The organism is Synechococcus sp. MIT S9509 (assembly GCF_047303035.1).
Taxonomy (GTDB): Bacteria; Cyanobacteriota; Cyanobacteriia; order PCC-6307; family Cyanobiaceae; genus Synechococcus_C.
The window spans coordinates 241,349-257,107 of sequence record NZ_CP138940.1; the positions used below are offsets into that span (position 1 = coordinate 241,349).

Annotated in this window: 21 protein-coding genes and 1 pseudogene; 18 read left to right on the plus strand and 4 right to left on the minus strand. The window is 47.4% G+C overall.

The features are described 5' to 3' along the window. The first annotated feature begins 64 nt into the window (after positions 1-64). The 5 genes from SIB73_RS01325 to SIB73_RS01345 all read left to right on the plus strand — a co-directional run bounded on the left by SIB73_RS01325 (position 65) and on the right by SIB73_RS01345 (position 2,076). Positions 65-310 (plus strand): hypothetical protein, encoded by a 246-nt coding sequence (locus SIB73_RS01325; protein ID WP_413403561.1) that lies wholly within the window; start codon positions 65-67, stop codon positions 308-310. Positions 311-465: 155 nt separating this feature from the next. Next, positions 466-633 carry a high light inducible protein gene (locus tag SIB73_RS01330; protein ID WP_413403559.1) on the plus strand — a complete coding sequence of 56 codons (168 nt, stop codon included), beginning with the start codon at positions 466-468 and terminating at the stop codon, positions 631-633. A 355-nt stretch (positions 634-988) separates the two neighbouring features. Continuing rightward, positions 989-1,189, plus strand: coding sequence for a hypothetical protein (locus SIB73_RS01335; protein ID WP_413403557.1), 201 nt, complete (start codon positions 989-991; stop codon positions 1,187-1,189). Between the two features lie 157 nt (positions 1,190-1,346). After that, the gene (locus tag SIB73_RS01340) at positions 1,347-1,778 is read left to right on the plus strand and encodes a cupin domain-containing protein (protein WP_413403555.1); all 432 of its coding nucleotides are present in this window, start codon (positions 1,347-1,349) and stop codon (positions 1,776-1,778) included. 118 nt (positions 1,779-1,896) lie between these two features. Next, positions 1,897-2,076: a hypothetical protein gene (locus SIB73_RS01345; protein WP_413403554.1), complete on the plus strand. Its 180-nt coding sequence runs from the start codon at positions 1,897-1,899 to the stop codon at positions 2,074-2,076. Positions 2,077-2,228: 152 nt separating this feature from the next. Here SIB73_RS01345 and SIB73_RS01350 read toward each other — a convergent pair whose 3' ends face one another. Next, positions 2,229-2,648 carry a YnfA family protein gene (locus SIB73_RS01350; RefSeq protein ID WP_413403552.1) on the minus strand — a complete coding sequence of 140 codons (420 nt, stop codon included), beginning with the start codon at positions 2,646-2,648 and terminating at the stop codon, positions 2,229-2,231. A gap of 502 nt (positions 2,649-3,150) precedes the next feature. On the opposite strand from SIB73_RS01350, the gene SIB73_RS01355 reads away from it, so the two are divergent. Genes SIB73_RS01355 through SIB73_RS01365 form a run of 3 tightly spaced genes read left to right on the plus strand, consistent with a single transcriptional unit; the run spans position 3,151 to position 5,403 of the window. After that, positions 3,151-4,230, plus strand: a complete 1,080-nt coding sequence (locus tag SIB73_RS01355) for an extracellular solute-binding protein (protein ID WP_413403550.1) — start codon at positions 3,151-3,153, stop codon at positions 4,228-4,230. Continuing rightward, the gene (locus SIB73_RS01360; protein WP_413403548.1) at positions 4,227-4,724 is read left to right on the plus strand and encodes a hypothetical protein; all 498 of its coding nucleotides are present in this window, start codon (positions 4,227-4,229) and stop codon (positions 4,722-4,724) included. The genes SIB73_RS01355 and SIB73_RS01360 overlap by 4 nt, the downstream gene beginning before the upstream one ends. Continuing rightward, positions 4,639-5,403, plus strand: coding sequence for a mechanosensitive ion channel family protein (locus SIB73_RS01365; protein WP_413439781.1), 765 nt, complete (start codon positions 4,639-4,641; stop codon positions 5,401-5,403). Before SIB73_RS01360 ends, SIB73_RS01365 begins: the two co-directional genes overlap by 86 nt. A gap of 217 nt (positions 5,404-5,620) precedes the next feature. Here the strand turns inward: SIB73_RS01365 and SIB73_RS01370 are convergent, their stop codons facing one another. Then, a complete protein-coding gene (locus SIB73_RS01370) occupies positions 5,621-5,836 on the minus strand; it encodes a hypothetical protein (RefSeq protein WP_413439680.1) in 216 nt (71 codons plus the stop codon). Between the two features lie 162 nt (positions 5,837-5,998). Between SIB73_RS01370 and SIB73_RS01375 the strand changes: the two genes are divergently transcribed. From SIB73_RS01375 to SIB73_RS01390, 4 genes and pseudogenes are all read left to right on the plus strand, one after another. After that, positions 5,999-6,271: a DUF1651 domain-containing protein gene (locus tag SIB73_RS01375; RefSeq protein ID WP_413403542.1), complete on the plus strand. Its 273-nt coding sequence runs from the start codon at positions 5,999-6,001 to the stop codon at positions 6,269-6,271. 870 nt (positions 6,272-7,141) lie between these two features. Then, a complete protein-coding gene (locus SIB73_RS01380) occupies positions 7,142-7,723 on the plus strand; it encodes a ferritin (protein ID WP_413403540.1) in 582 nt (193 codons plus the stop codon). Positions 7,724-8,082: 359 nt separating this feature from the next. Continuing rightward, positions 8,083-9,300: a YbfB/YjiJ family MFS transporter gene (locus SIB73_RS01385; protein WP_413403539.1), complete on the plus strand. Its 1,218-nt coding sequence runs from the start codon at positions 8,083-8,085 to the stop codon at positions 9,298-9,300. A gap of 177 nt (positions 9,301-9,477) precedes the next feature. Further along, positions 9,478-9,794, plus strand: a pseudogene (locus tag SIB73_RS01390) (DUF3303 domain-containing protein). 391 nt (positions 9,795-10,185) lie between these two features. Here SIB73_RS01390 and SIB73_RS01395 read toward each other — a convergent pair. Then, complete coding sequence (locus SIB73_RS01395) at positions 10,186-10,368, minus strand: hypothetical protein (protein WP_413439681.1); 183 nt, start codon at positions 10,366-10,368, stop codon at positions 10,186-10,188. Positions 10,369-10,567: 199 nt separating this feature from the next. Between SIB73_RS01395 and SIB73_RS01400 the strand changes: the two genes are divergently transcribed. The 4 genes from SIB73_RS01400 (at position 10,568) to SIB73_RS01415 (ending at position 12,297) form a co-directional block, all read left to right on the plus strand. After that, positions 10,568-10,744, plus strand: coding sequence for a hypothetical protein (locus SIB73_RS01400; protein WP_413403537.1), 177 nt, complete (start codon positions 10,568-10,570; stop codon positions 10,742-10,744). Positions 10,745-10,997: 253 nt separating this feature from the next. Next, the gene (locus tag SIB73_RS01405) at positions 10,998-11,207 is read left to right on the plus strand and encodes a hypothetical protein (protein WP_413439682.1); all 210 of its coding nucleotides are present in this window, start codon (positions 10,998-11,000) and stop codon (positions 11,205-11,207) included. A 349-nt stretch (positions 11,208-11,556) separates the two neighbouring features. Further along, entirely contained in the window at positions 11,557-11,820 is a 264-nt protein-coding gene (locus SIB73_RS01410) for a 2TM domain-containing protein (protein ID WP_413403535.1), read from the plus strand. Positions 11,821-12,138: 318 nt separating this feature from the next. Continuing rightward, entirely contained in the window at positions 12,139-12,297 is a 159-nt protein-coding gene (locus tag SIB73_RS01415; protein ID WP_413403534.1) for a hypothetical protein, read from the plus strand. Positions 12,298-12,800: 503 nt separating this feature from the next. Here SIB73_RS01415 and SIB73_RS01420 read toward each other — a convergent pair. Next, positions 12,801-13,772, minus strand: a complete 972-nt coding sequence (locus SIB73_RS01420) for a hypothetical protein (RefSeq protein WP_413439683.1) — start codon at positions 13,770-13,772, stop codon at positions 12,801-12,803. 30 nt (positions 13,773-13,802) lie between these two features. On the opposite strand from SIB73_RS01420, the gene SIB73_RS01425 reads away from it, so the two are divergent. Then, positions 13,803-14,234: a hypothetical protein gene (locus SIB73_RS01425; protein WP_413403530.1), complete on the plus strand. Its 432-nt coding sequence runs from the start codon at positions 13,803-13,805 to the stop codon at positions 14,232-14,234. Positions 14,235-15,188: 954 nt separating this feature from the next. Then, complete coding sequence (locus SIB73_RS01430; RefSeq protein WP_413403527.1) at positions 15,189-15,446, plus strand: hypothetical protein; 258 nt, start codon at positions 15,189-15,191, stop codon at positions 15,444-15,446. Positions 15,447-15,759 lie beyond the last annotated feature (313 nt).

The window sequence follows — 15,759 nt, forward strand, 5'->3', positions numbered from 1 at the left end:
TGCTGACAGCAAAGCTGGGTGCGCGCTGACGCACAAACAGTGACAACAGCGCCTCGGTGATGCCATGACAAGGGCAGATGCGGATTACGGCTTGAACTCGACCCAGGTACTGATCCAACAACCGCAGGAAGACACCCTGATCGATGCCTTGAGAGGCTGCAGAAGTGCCACCGAGCTCAAAGCGCTTGAGCAACGGCTTGCAAGCACTGATTCGATTCCATTGTTCGACTGGATTTGCGACCTGCTCGTGCAGAGGCGGATTTCCAGAGGACTGGCGGCAAGACTTCTTGTTCAGCTGCACAACAACTGAGTACTGAAGAGTCGTTAACCGTCACCGCAGTAACGAATCTGAACCCCATCAGCGTTGAGCCATGGGCTCATCTCCATGCGTACCTCTTGTGTGTGCCATTTGCCGCCCTTCTAAGCCGATAACGTTGCAAAAATAGATGAAGTTACGTAAACACGATGGCTGAACAGCAATCCGAATCCAAGAGCGCCATGGAGGAGACCTTCGGGATGCAGACCTGGGTGGATGGCGAAACCTGGAACGGCCGGCTGGCGATGCTCGGTTTTGTTGTGGCCATCGCGCTTGAAGTGGCGGCTGGACAGTCACTGCTGCCAAAAATCTGGTGATTGTCACCGCACTCCAGTCAGCTGGAGTTGCTGTGACATACGCATTGGTCTAAACCAGTGTTCAATCCTGGTTTCGCCAGAGCCAACCTTGATGTGTCGAGGTTGGCTCTTTATATTTTGGTGTTTTCACGCAACGTTGCTCAGATCAGCTAACCAGTTGAATCACAGCTGAGTCAGTACATGGAGTCATGTCTGGAGATCAATGTTCTGAAAGTCGGTCATCAGGAACCACTGCCATTAGTTCATGATCGAGAAGCGAGATGCTTTCATCACCGTGGCGTGGTGATCGGGAAACTGGTTGTTGAAAAGAGTGTTTGCCTTAAGCTGATTCGATAGAGTTCAGTTAATCACGCTAATGGAAGATGATTTAAGTCAACACCTTGCCAAGTTGCTTCACTCGACTGAGGCTTATTCGAGCGAAGAATGTAACGGAGGAGCGGTCATCGAGCTGCTTTTCGATCTTCAGATCATGAAAATCGAAACTCTTGAGGATTTTCAGAAAAGACAATCAGAAGATGCCGTGAAAGAATTGATTCAGGAGTATCTCGATCGTTGAATATTCTTCCAGTTATAATTTATTATCAGCTGCAATTATCGTCAGGTACTAATTCAGCCAGTATTAATTTCTGTTCAGTATTCAGGCGGTTAAGTTCTATGGCTTTGTGAAGGATTATCCACCAGCTTTTCCATAATGAATTGTTGAATCAGGTTTCATGCAGACGGTTGATCTCCGCTTCTGGCGAGTCTGGGTGGATGAGCAGGGTGTAAGCCACCAGACAAGGCATGCATTCAACGACCATAAGCAATCTATTTTTGCTGAAGGAGCGACTCCCCTTTGGAACGCCATCCACTACACCGGCCCAGCCACCATCATTACGCTCATTTTGATGCCAGGAGATCTAAAGGATTGGCACGAAAATCCCAGGCCTCAATGGATTATTCCTTTGAATGGAACATGGTGTGTTGAAACAATGGATGGGTGCATTGTTGAAATGGGACCCGGAGAGATCAGTTTCGGTGGTGATCAGGGAACACTGAACAACAAAGGCCACCGTTCATGGGCTGTTGGAGATACTCCTGTTGAACTGATGTTGATACAGGTTTCAGAACCACCGCCTTGGAATCCCTGTAACCCAATGTCTTGATCCTGTGCTGCAAGCAGTTTGATCGACGAAGGAGTTGGAGAGTAATCGCAAGGTGTGTGCATGACGCGTCAGAATTGGGTTGGCTAACTCACGAAGTGCTGTTCAAACGCTGAATCTGATGAATAAGTACCCCACAGAATGGCATCTCGATGAAGCTGCCCTCGATTGGTTGGATCAGCTCCTTGACCAGAAGTATCGTCAAGGGGTTAATTCCAGCGATCTCTCAGCGCACGCCCGCGCACGAGAGATGATTGATTTGTGGCGTGCGCAGATGGGATCACGCCGCCATCATCAATGATCTGAACTTGTGCAATCGGTGTACCAACAAGTTTGAAAACATAGACTCAATAGCTTTGAACTTTGTGCTTCCAGCACAGTTAATGGTTGAAATTAATAGTGCGTCAAGTTTTGATTGAATTCGCTTGCATGCGCCAATCTTGTCGAGGCTGATTATCGTGGCCAGAGCATAATCACTAAAACTCCTGAAAGTGCAATACCTGCACCGATTAAGTCGCCGATATCCGGTAAGTATCCGTCAAACCGCCTTGCCCAGGCAAAAGCGAGTACGATAAAAAATCCACCATAAATGGCATAAACGCGCCCAAAATCTGAAGTGGGTTGCAAACAGGGTACAAATCCATAACCAATCAATGCAATCACTCCTGCTGCAGCATAAGTCCAGTTTTTATCTTCTCTGACAGTCTGCCAAACCAGCCAACCTCCGCCGACTTCAAGAAGTCCAGCAGCAATAAACAGGAGTATGGATAATGCAATTGTTTGAGGCGTCCAGATCAATGAACTTTCTGTAGTCTCTGCACTTAATGTTTCGGCGATCGGTTGACTTGCATCGCCATCAAGTTCTTCATTCATTGCCGATTGTTATCAGTTCTGAACTCTATCTAGCTATTGAGATCAGAATTGTCAGCGCCAAATGACACGCCCGATGGAAACGATGAAGGCTTCTTGAATGATTCTCCTCAAAAGTGGCTGCAGCGAATCACGGGAATGATCCTTGTAATCAGTATTGCTGAGTGAGATTTGTGGAGAATTTCCCTTTTGATCTGTCTGGCACAACCGAAAATAATTAAGTGATTCACTGCTGAAGCTGAATTGACAGGCAAAATTTAAGTGGAGATTTGAAAAGCCATGCTCTGACACTCAGCCTTGGCGGCGGCCACGTTGCTGGCATCAGGGATGTGTCTAGAGGGCTGCAACCGCGAGGCATCGACAACGATCCCCAATCTTTCCTCTTAATGGAAGTCAGGTTCAGGGAGTTCCATGGTTTGACAAAGACTCCAAGGGAAAAAATAATCAGGAAGCGCCTTCAGGTTCGCTTTCTATCTGGACTCCAGCTTATGAAGGGATGAACCCGTTGGTTCAAAACAAAATTGATCAAACTTTAAAAGATCTGATTCAGCGCTTTGAAGGCCGATACAGCTCAGTGAATGTTATTTGGAGCAAATACTCAGATTCGAAGATTTATAAAAAATATTCTGCAAAAGTAAAAGATGGATTAGGGCCAGACTTACTGCTGGTTCATAATTTCATGATTCCAGCTCTTATTAAAAGAAATGAAATAAAAGCAATACATCCGAAGAGTATGAGGCTTAAGGAGCTGTGCCCAAGACTTTTTCAGCCATCTAAAGTGAATGGAAAAATGTATGGAATTCCGTTCATTGTTAATGTTCAGTTGCTTTGCTTCAATAAACAAGTTGTTAAAAGTGCCCCTAGAACTTTTGATGACTTGATTGAAGCATCCAGGTCTGGTATTTCAACTGCGATAGGAGGAAACTTTCTTCAAACAATGTGGGGTTTGCCAGGATTCAATGCGAGATTATTTGGAGCAAAACCAAGCTCTCGTCAGGCACTCAAAAAGGGTCTGAGCGGCTGGATCACAATGCTCAGAACAAGTGATGAAGAATCCAATATGGCACTGTTTAAAAACCCATCACTGATGAAGCAATATTTTTCAGAGGGCAAAATCAGCATCATCAATTGTCAATCCATTGACTTGCCATACCTCAGAAAATCACTCGGTAAGGAGAATCTTGGAATTGTCGAGATGCCAACAGTGAACGGCAAAGAGCCTCAATCCAGGTTGACTGGGGCATCTTTTGCCATTAATCCGTACACGAGCTCCAATCAGAATAAGCTTGCACTGCGTTTTAGCAACTATGCGATCAGCATTGACCAGCAGCAGCAGATTGCTATTAATTGGAACTCTCTTTTGCCCGTTAATCAAAATAGTGATTTCAATAAAGATCTTCTGCCAGTACTCAGTACTTCAGAAAAGTCTTTCATTAATTCATCTGAATTGACCGATGAAAAGCTTGAAATCATCAGCCTCAATTTTAATTCGATCCAAGATGTTTATCAAGATGCCACAGCAGGGCTGATCGACCCAGTGCAGGCCAGTAATGAAATTGTTGATCTTCTGGAGATTCAACAATGACACCCGCCAGTCAAATTGATCTGCAACCGATCATATGTTTTGCCAATGAGCTCAGGCATGCCGTCAGCAGGCCAGCTGTCAGTACGCAGATTCTGATCATCTTTGTTGCTTTATTGTTCTGTTTGTTGCTTGAGTTCAAAGCCAAGATTGATTTTAAATCATTGAAAATACCTATCAGAAGAAGGGCTGTAGCCACTCTGATGGCTTTGGTTTTATTGTTGATGGTCTATGGCTTGATGGAGATCCTGAACAGACCCAATGGTTTGATTCAACAGATATGTTCACTGTTGCTCACTTATATCGCTTTAAGTGTTTCTCTTCAATTATTGATCCATATAGCAGGCAAAGGCAAAGCTGGTCAAATCATAAAATATAAGCGAAGGCTTTTTATGCCTGCTTTTATTGGATATGTTTTTCAAGCTGATTCAAATATTTGGCGACCCAAAATCGTTGTTTGGTGCACCCATTATTCAGCTCTTTGGCACTCCTTTTAACCTTGGTGATGCACTCCTGCTAACAGTGGGGCTTTATTTATGGATTAATTTTTCATCGCTAGCTACGCAGATATTGCAATGGCTTTTTGGATCTGAAAAAATTGAAAGCCGTGAAATATCCAAAGCTATTTTCACTTTGCTTCGATATGGTCTTATTGGTTTTGGAATGTTTGTCATTGTCGGCACTATTGGCATCAATCCAACGGTGTTTGGTCTGATCACCGGTGGTCTTTCTGTGGGGATTGGTCTGGGCTTGAAAGAAATTATCAGCAATTTTGTTAGCGGTATCTGGTTGCTGATGGAGGGCTCCACCAAGCCAGGAGATGTGATCAATCTCAATCTGCTCGACAGCTCCAGTGAAGCTTTTCAAATTGCAAAAATAACTGAATGTGGGCTGAGAGCTGTAACCGTGACCAATGCTGGTGACCATTCCGAAAGAATCATTCCGAACAATTTGTTTTTTACAAACCAAATCACAACTTATACCAAAAATCATAATATCATTGCGCGAAAATCATATTTTGGCGTCAGCTATGGAAGTGATCCAAATCTGGTCATCAAGTTAATCACAGATGTTGTGACATCTCACCCAGAGGTTTTGTCTGATCCTGCTCCATCAACCATGTTCATTGCCTATGGTGATTCAAGTCTTGATTTTTATGTAAAATTTTTCATTTAGGATGTGATGGGAGGAATTCGTGTAACAAGCGAAGTGAATCTAATGATTTGGCAAGTATTGAAAGATAATTCGATTGAAATACCATTTCCACAGCGCACACTTCATATCCCAGGTTCGGTAGACATTCACACTCAAACTGTTCAGCAAAATCCATCCACGTAAGTTCTCAAATCTCGAGCATCAGGTTTCGATGAATCAGGTGAAATCCTTGTCTCTGTCATTTTTCCAAGGCTGGTTGCTGAGTTGATGCATCGTTCGTCTGCTGACGACCACCAGTCCACATGTTGGTGTCTGGCCCACCAGTCCAGGCTGATGGACTCTCTTTCGAATGCTCAGCCACAGTTTCGTTTTGGTTGTCCAGGCCCAGTTCAGAGGGAGTGACCGGTCCATCGGTTGCAATCATCAGCAGGCTGATCATCAGAAGCGCTCCCATCGTGTGCCTGCTGTTCCCCCTTTGATAGCCAGACAGACGCTGATTCGATCACAGAACCAGATGTGAAAGCCAATCGTTGCTGTTTGCATAATTGATCCGAAACGTGCTGAGTTGGCCACTTTCAGTGGCGACTGAGTTGCACGTGAAGGCAGAATTCAGTCCATGTCCATTCGACCCTCCTCTTTAACCGTCTCTGAAGAGAGGCCTCAGGGAGAAAGCTGGCTTGTCAACGGTCAACAGCAATTGGTGCTGCACTTCAAGCCTGATGTGTCGATGACCCATGGGCAGTGGGTTGAACTGAGAACGTACAGCTGGGTTCGTCCGCAGCCGCCGGTTCCACATTCCATGCGAAAGCTCTCACACCAAAGTGCCAGTGAGACCTGGAAGCATCTGGTCAAGGTCGGTTGGCGTCGTTGTGCACCGCCAGTCCGTTAGTCGAAGCGTTGATCGTTGAGCAGCTGCCATCCAGAACTCGATGCTTTCACGACGGCAGGCTTGATCGGTGTATGCAAGGCAGTGAGATCAAAGATCTCTTTGCCGCATCAGAGCCTGAAGAGCTTTTGCAAACTAAAGGGTGTTTCAAAAGCTGAACTGTTCAATTATCTCTGTTGATCCCAGCGCTCTGTTTTTGATCAGCTCATCTTTCAGACTGGCCTGGCTGCATAACGGAAACCAAGTTCAGGCCAGGAGAATCAAGGAAAAGGGCGTTTTAAGCGTTAATGATCATCTGCACAACTCCGAAAACGAACAGAACCAGAACGATCGAGGCCAGGAATGACTTGCCTCGTTTTTGAATCATTTGAATCATGTGTTCTCCATTACTTAAAACAGCCTCAGTAAATATCAGCAAACTTTTTGTGTTAGTGCCATGCATTCGAGTGATTTGGCGTGCACAAAAGCTACTTAGGTTTTGACCGTTGATATTCAGTAAGTGTCGCCTGAGTCGCTTCCAGACGGAAATGATTCGCTGCGTGGTGAGCCATGCCCCTGTTTGTCCGTTGTCGATAAGACAAGCCACCTGCAGCCACAGGCTTTCGCCCGTGTCCCTTCATGTTGGCAAGACGGGCGTTGGTGACGCCTTGAGGGGTTGTGGATTGCGATGCGAGGCAGCGCGCAAGAGCAGCGCAAACGAAACTGATTCTCAGCAGCAGATTTGCACTGCTGAGTGTGATTCTCAAAAACATATTTGCAGCTTTTGAATGTGATTCTCAAGAGCGTATTTTGATCCGCCAATGTTCGGTTTTTACGCCTATCTTTCGCTCTTTTGTGATGTAGAACTGATTCATCCCTCCCAGAGGAAGAGACATGACAGCTTCACAAATCCAAGCCCCCATCACTGTCCCCACCGGTCCTGCAGGCCGCGCCATGGCCGAGCCCATGTCCGCTGAACTGCTCGATCTGATGGAAGCCCATCTCAACCTTGAGCGTCAGTCAGCTGCTGACTATTTCGCTGCTGCCATCTGGTTCGCTGAACGCGAGCTGACCGGCTTTGCCGAGCACCTGCGTGATGAGGCCAAGCAAGAGGAGCAGCATGCCGCCAAATTCGCCGACTATCTGATCAGCAGAGGTCAACGCCCTGTGCTCGACACCATCGAGCCACCGCGTCAGCAGTGGACCGATGTGGAGCAGGTGATCGCCAACGTCTTCCGCATGGAAGCTGATGTCACCGCCTCGGTGCTGCAGCTCTACGGCACCGCTGAACAGGATGACGACAAGCGCACCACCGTGTTCCTCGATCCCGTCGTTGACGGCCAGCGCATCTCCGAACACGAAGCCGCCTATCTGCTGGGTCGCGTCAGGTTCGCTGCAGGCAACCCTGCTGCAGTGATGATCATCGACGCTGAACTGAGAGAAGGCGAGGCCGAGCCCGCCAAGCTTGAAGGCTGAGCAACGATCGGTTGATTCAGCCAGGAGCCCCACCTGGCGATTGATTGACCATCCCGGTCCCCACGGCCCCGCCCAGTGCGGGGTTTTTGTTTGCTTGAGCGCCCGTGGGCAGGCAGTGCACTCACCTGCAATGAGCAACAACTCGCTGTTGCCGATTCTGATCATGATCAGATGTCATTCAGTCAATGGCGATCATCTGGGTCTTTCTCACTGGCCTGGTTCCGGCCGGTGTATTGCACACACTCTCGATCGTTGCTGCTACCTGTTGATGCATACAGGGATCAACGAGCTCTAACGCTGTCTATGACATCAATCCAACTGCTCTTCATCACTGGGTCGGATGCTGGGAGTCTCAGAGAGTGAAAATCAGTGTTGAAAAGTGGCTCTTTGATCTTCTGGGTGGATCCTGCGGGATCGCAATCGCCCTTGGGTTGGTCCGGTTTGACTTTGGAATCATCGGCAGCCTGATGGCGGATGCAAACTGGATTGCTGTTGAAGATATCGGCAAGCTTGCAGCAATCAATATGTTTGGCTACCTGGCTGGCTGCATACAACAGGCTTATGTCAAAAACAGGCAAGCATCAATACGATATGTGCGGATCTCATTGATCACAATTATCGCTTCAACCCTTCTCGAAGGTAGGTTGATCGATTTCACAAGCCAGTCAATCCTCAGACTGCTGTGTGGATGGGGAGCCGCCCATGTTGTCTCTGGTCTGCCAACCCTCGCTCTCGAACGTGTCCCGCCCCATTGGAGACGACAAGCCACTGGTTTGATCATGTGTGGTGGGGGGATCGGCTCCTTGCTTGGAGCTGTTGCCATTGGTTTGTTTTCTCCAACGTCCGCACCGTCAGCCTGGACTCTTCTTTTCATTTTGACGATCGTTCTGAGCCTGCCAACAACCAGTCTGTTGATAAGACCAAGACCTCAGAAAATAGATGTATCTGATGTGGTTGTGACTCAGTCTTCTGTTGAACAGAGGCTAGGTGTTGGCAACCAATCACATGTGTTGATAGCCATCATTGTGTTTGGCTTCGCTTTGATGCAGGTTGGACAGGTTCCAGCAATCCTCTATGAGCCGTTGATTGCCACCAGGACAATTGGGCTGGACCCAAAGATTTCAAGCAGTATCGACAGTTTGTTTGGAGTGGGGTTGATCATTGGCGGTCTGATTCCGTCAGTTGCACCTTCAAGGCTGACAACCAAATTATTTCTGCCTTTGATCTCCATGGTTGGTCTTTTTGGAGTGGTACTTTTCGGTTTCTCAGAGAACATCTCGACGTTGTCTGTCTCTATTTTTCTGATTGGTGTATGGGATATGATGACTGGCACGCTCACGCTCGACCGTCTTGGGCAACTGTGTAACGAGGACTCGCAGCGTCGAGCCTGGTCTGTAGCCACTTCAGTAGGGGCGCTTGGTTTTATACTCTTTTCATCAGTTACATCTCAGCTTTCAGATCATCATCTGAACCTGATTTTGTTGTTGGGAGTTGCAGCTGTAGTGATTCAGTTTGCGCTTGAATGCACTCAATATTTAATGTCTTCCAGTCACCAATCACAGTTGATGTCCGATTGAACGTCCGAGATTTGCTTCGATGCGCCTTCAGGTTGATCACAGCACTGATTACCCCCCCCCCTGGGTTGACGCAGAGTTCTGTGGCCAGAGCCTGCTCGTGTTGACCATGGCGTGAATCAACCGCAACTCCTGGATTGTCCTGTTTCTGCTACAGGTGACTGGCCTTGTATCAACCTTGTGCAGCACTATCTGATCGTCTGGAACTTCCCAACAGTTGCGGGGTCCTGGGAAGCTTGTTCCCCTTTTGCGGAGTACATCAATGCAGGGGACCGGGAGACAGGTTTGATGGCTTTGAACTGAAATACCGGGTATGCGATCCCATCGCAGGCAGAGGGATGGCAATTGCAGTGGCCAGTGACATTGGCAAAGTGTGGACTCATCTCGCCCCCTGGATCAAAGGGTTCGGCATCAAATTCGAAGTCACACCGGTTGTTTCAGACTCCGAGTTCGCATCGATGTGGCCCTCAGTTCAAGCATCTGGTAACGCTGACTGAATCAAGGCTTCTGGATCCAACCTAGTCTTAGCGAGGCTGAACAGAGTTTTGAACGATGACGTCGAAGGCAGTGAAGTGAAAAGGAGGGATAGAGGCTGGAGCAATCCGGCTTTTTTTTATTGGTGTTCCATCGCTTTTTATGCAAAGTGTCTCATAGGCGACGGATTTGATTGGGATCTGCAGAGATCATCGTCAAAGACAGACGCGTCTCCATGGAGCTGATTGTCGTACTTGCTGTGCTTGTGGTGACGTTCTATTTGTCAACACAGAATTATTGATGACCTTCCACCGCGAATGGTGCTGGTTGGTTTGCTTGTAAAAGGTTTGATTGTTCAATATCTCGTTGATTTTGAATAGTCCATGGTTATCCAGAGAGTTGATGGATTGGACATTATGTGAATTTGATTTCGTGCTTGGCTTCGGCCGCGGAGGATTGTGTTTCATGGATCAGCAGATCTTTCGCAAGCATCGTGAGTGCAATTCCCATCAGGGCAAGTCCGATTCCGCGATCTTTGTCTGCTGCATTCGATACAACCCTGGACAGTTCAAGGTGTTTTTTCCAGGAGAGATGCATGGAATTCAGTCTTGATAATCCTTTTTAAGCCTGTTAGCAGATCCTATGACTGTCATGAGCTGATTCAGGCAACGCTTTGTAATCAAAACAATGTATTGACTTGAGCATGATTCCCTGAAATCTGTTGCAACAACTACGTTTTTGGTTTGCTGTTCAGAAGTTTCTGGGGTAATTTCTGATGGCTACGCCAGAAGATCTGATGGAACCACTTGCTTTGACTCTGGGCCAAAAGTTTGAAATTGAGAAGTTCTCACGCGAGATTGACAGTTCTAGCGATGTGCAGCAGCTTCGCTCGATTGCCAAAGATCTGTTGCTCGCCTGGCAGCAGCAGCAAGCCGCAAGTGCATGGGCCATTCGGCAATCAAAGGGGCTCTAAGAAGTGTCGATCAATGCTCTGATTCAGTGCAATACCTTTGCTGCAGTGTCAATTGCAGCTGTTTGATCGTGTCATGCTGCGGTTTCACCGGCTTGCGTAGATGTTTACGCGTTCAGGCTTTGCTGTCAGTTGCTTGTCATCCGATAGGCCTGAACCGATGCTTCGCTAACTGGATCGATGATCCCAACAAGAACCTGTTGATTTCGTCTGTTTGTCTTGGCGTTGATCAGCATGAATCATCAAGGGGTTATCCATGTACACGATTGAGCGATTGAAAGACGCATCATCTGAATATGAAGTATGGGTGCCAGAAATTCAGTATAAAACTGAGTTCAAGGCCTTTGTCAGTGCTCGCACGAAGTGCATGGCTACAGGTGAAACATATAGAGTTTTCAATACACAATCTAAAGATGTTCAATGTGTCATCACGTTGTCTGATTGCAAAACAATGTTCGATTTATGAAATGAACTTCTGTAGGCATTTTTAATGGACCTGTCTTTGCGACGAACGAGTCAAGTCACGGCTGATCAAGGATCTCTCTGAGGTTTAGCTCATGCAATCACTGTTGTCTTTGCATTGTTGATGTGGTGGATCCTTGGATGTGTGGCGTTCATAGAGTTCCGTTTTAAGCGTTGTCTCTGTCCCAGCGGCTTTGCTCGCAGAAGAGATTGCAGTGCTTGGCGACTGATGATACGAATTGGATCGCCTGGAAAATCCATCTCTAACGAGATCCAAGTGTCAGTGCACTGGTGAGGACATTCTTGCCAAAGGATCTTGCTATACGTCTGGAAGATCAAGGGCGGTTCAATCAATGAATGACAAAGAGCTGAGAGCTACTGCCCTGGCAAGCCTCAAACAGCGGAGGGGGCTGGAAAGACAACTCAGGCTTTATGCGATCACCAACGTCACGCTTGTTGTGATCTGGGCGCTGTCAGGGCGTGGAGATTTCTGGCCAATCTGGCCGATTGCTTTCTGGGGGCTGGCCTTGGTCTGGCAAGCAATCGCTTACAACCATCGACCTAAGCCGATCAGTGAGGATGAGATCGAGCGTGAAATGAAGCGACTGGACTCCTGAGCTTGTGGGTCGTTCCCCACTCCACTGATCTGATGCAGTTGAAACCTGTGCATCAATGACTGGCTTAATGTGCTCTGGAGTGAGCGCACCTTCACTGATCTGCTGGGTTGAACGGTCGTCAGAACGCTGATCAGCTTGCTGACGGGGTGAGTTTTTGAGGGGCGTTGGCTGAGTCATCCCTTCAGCTGGCTCGACGATGAGCAGAGCGGCCGACCAGAGAAGAGAGTCCTGCTTTCTGCCCAAGGCCGGTCATCACGACCTGGAGAGGTCGCAGATTGATTGGCTGATCTACAGGATTGACAAAGATGCAGTGCTTTTGTGGATCAAACGGAACTCAACAACTGGAAAGCCATCGCCGAGAGGCTGGAAGCTCAGGGTGATACCAGCAGCTGGTTTTATCTGCGTGCCAGAGCTATTGCAGATGGAAAGCCCGACCCGATGCCCAGTGTCTCTGAGTTGATGCCTGATTCGGTTTGATTCAGATGCTGTTGCCGCTTTCACCCTGGTGATGCATCGCCTTGGATTGGTTCGTCTTGGTGTTGTAGATCACCTGCGTCTCTTTATGTTTTTTCATTTTGCGGGAAAAAACTTCGTGTTGAATCTTTTAGCGATCGATGGCAGTAGTTATGAGACTCATCAAGACTCTATAAGGCACAGCGTGAATAAGTAATGATCTCAACCCTTGAATTCTCACTGTGTTTTCAAGTAACACTTGGTGAGTTGTTGCGCCCAGATGACGAAGAGAGAGGCAAACACGCTGTTCATCAAAGAAGTGATTTCTCTTGCTGGTAGAAATCACTGGACAGATCCTTTCAGAGTCAGACTGGCTTCAAGGATTCTTTTGGGTCGTGTCTACAGCCCTGAAGAGCATTCATGCGAACCGCTTTCGCCTTAGGTCGTGCCAAGAGGTCAAGTCGCTGTTCGCCAATTCTCTTCTGTTTGCCGGCCATAATCACTTTTTCATTGTTGTGACATTGAGGTCACTGACGTCTTTTCAGGCTCATAAATGTAGACATTCCGTTTGAGGTTAGAGCAGTTTTATCTTCCGATGCTAGTTCGATAACATGTTGCCAAAACTGGGTTAACTGAGGCGTATTGAGTGATAATTTCAGTGTTGAGTCCATGAATCCTTTTAAAAATTTAATCTGTTTCTGTATATTGGTTTGTTCGAGTTGTTCGTCGCAGAGAAGTTGTTGATAGTGCGCTTCTTCCAGTTGCCATAAAGAATTGATTTTAGGTGTGCACACGATGTTGAAAATTTCTGCTGGAGACTTGCAATATTGTGGAACCAACAGATCAAGAGCTTGATCTTTGCTCAGCTCATTATTTGCGATCATTTTCGCCTTGGCCTTTTGCAATGTTGTGGCAAATCTTTCGCTGAGTGCTCCGTCATTCAACGAGCTATGTATGTGGAGTATCAATCTGCCTCCGGGGATTATCTCGGTCGCGCGCAGCTCGAGTTTCTTTTGCCAATTGTCCCTGGATGCTTCTTGCCAGGATTCGTGTTCAGGGCAACGCGGCGATAGCTGGTTGGCCCACAGCGCGTCACCGGGAAGTCCAGTTGGAGCGCCACCATTCAGCCAGTGCTGGGCGAAGCATGAAAAGCCAAGATGGATGGAAGCTGCTTCAGCAACAGGGGAATACATTGTTTTTGCAGAATATAAAAATTTGATATCCGGAAATTTTTTCTCAATCAGGGCTTTAAGTGTGGACCAGTCGTTTTTGGGCAAGTCATTCATGATTATTTCAAGTTTGCGTTTGGTCGCCACTCCTTCAATCGCTTTGATTGGTTCAATGGATGATCCACCTGTGGCGCAGCCATATTCACAAATGTGTACAGCCTCGTTTTCGGGTAAATCTTCGATTGTCTTTGCCGCATACTTTGTGATGAGCCCAGAAAGAATGCTGGCCGCCATAGCCTGAACTTCTGAATTGTCATTGTATTCAATCATCCTCAGAGTATCGATGTTGGTTGTTCTCACTTGCGCGCTCTGATTGATAAATTCCAAGAGTTTTCACGCATTTTCAGCGTGCGGCTTCGATGTTCAATCGTAACGATCAATGCCTTCTCTGTCTCTGGTCTCAATGGTCAGTGCTCGGTTGTCCTGGCGTGCGCCGGTTGCACTGTGTCCTTGATTCAAGCTTTCGTCGAGATACTGTTGACAGGAATCAGCGAGTTTCTAAGCGGTTTCCATGATTTCGCTCCTTCGGGGGAGGTGAACCGGATCAGGGTGGGCGAAGTTGGGGGCTTGAACTTTTGCATGCTGGATCTGCCTCATGGATCAATGCACCAGCGTTTTGTGATTTTCACTTGCTCTGTGGTAATTGCAGCGGGCGCAAGTGAGGTCACCAGCCCCATTCTTGGAGGTCTCGCTTATGAGGCGAAGATGGAGCGTTGTGCTCAAGCGCTCTAAGCCAATGGGATCACAGCCGATGCCAACCCTCTGAGCAGTTGCAAAAATGGTTTCTTATCGGCAAATTTGACTATTGATGCGTCAATGCTGATTGTGTCTCCTCTTTCTTCCGCAGTGGGCATCGTCCGCCAAGATGTTCTCCCGGTCGTTCCGCTCAACCAGTCCTTAGGGGTGTAGAGCGTGACTTGCGAGGTCATCGCTGGATGCAATCTTGATCGGTCGGGTCTGGCAATGGTTTTGTGAGTTGCAGTGATGACCAGTGATGGATTGCAGTATTGCTCAATGTTTGCTATCCACGAGTTAGATCATTCAAGTCAAAGCGATGGCGAAGAACTGTCGAAGCAATAAAAAAATCAACTGGAAAAAACTCATTTCCACAACAGCTGGCAAGGTTGTTATTCTTTTTGCACTTGTATTCTTCGTGTTTTATGTGGGAAAATTAATCGGTATTATTCCTACCTTGCTGATCCTCGTGATCTTTGCGTGGCTGATCAACAGGAGTAAGTGAATCAGCCTGCTTAAGCGTGGGTTATTTATAGAATCTTTTTAATTTTGTGAACAGCAGTTTTGTAATGCTGTTGGCTGAGAATTCATTGATAGAAGGCCAATAGTTTGGTGTTTTTTCCACAATGGCTGTTGATTACTTGTGCGAATTGTGGAATGGTTTTCAACGTTTCAATGCCCAGTCAACTTTCTATTGCCGGGCAAGGCTCGGCATTGGGTTTGATCCTGGTTAGTAGCTTTTTCTAAGCGGATCACAGCACTGTGCGCGATGCGACTTGACCGCTCTGAAGAGGTTTCTGCCAAGGTGGTTGTGGATGTCGTTTTATTGGAGGAATTCAAGGATCTGTATGTTGGTCTTGAGAATCAGGATTGTGCCCAATGGCAGCTGATGGTCGCTGTTCTCAATGGAAATGGGTGTTGAAGTTTTCAAGTGAATGTTCGGCACTGCTTTTGGCTTCAGGTGCTCTGTTCAATCCAGTCTCCGCTTATCCAACCGACGAGTGGTTTGACGTGTTGATCGATCGAATGTGTGAGTTGACCGCAGAGAAAGGCAGAGTTGCTGCAGTGGGAACAGAGGCTGTGGACTATGTGCTGAACCAGGGGTTTGCAACGGAGCTCACCACCTATGCCATGTCCGTTGGCGACCAAGGCTTTGCTGAGGCAATCGCCAAGGGGCTTCTTGCATCCTGCCCCGATCTCTATCCATGAAAAAGATCACCCTGGTGGATGTCGTGGAACGAGTGGAGTCGGTCAGTTCGGCCTTGAAACGCCATGACCTGAAGTATTTTCATCGCTTGTGCCTCCCTGCGGGCTGGCCACCAAGCAGCTGGCACAGTGCCAGTTGCTTGGCTACTATCCAACAGTGAGGAGAAAAGCTCACGAGGTGGAAACAAGGCAACACTCTCGCTGAGTTTTTGAGGACCCTGCCTTTGGCGGGGTTTTTTTTGTCCTATGGGATTTGCTCTGTTCATTGATTTTCAGGTATTGCTCCGGATCAAGGTATCGGGTTTGAGTCGAGACA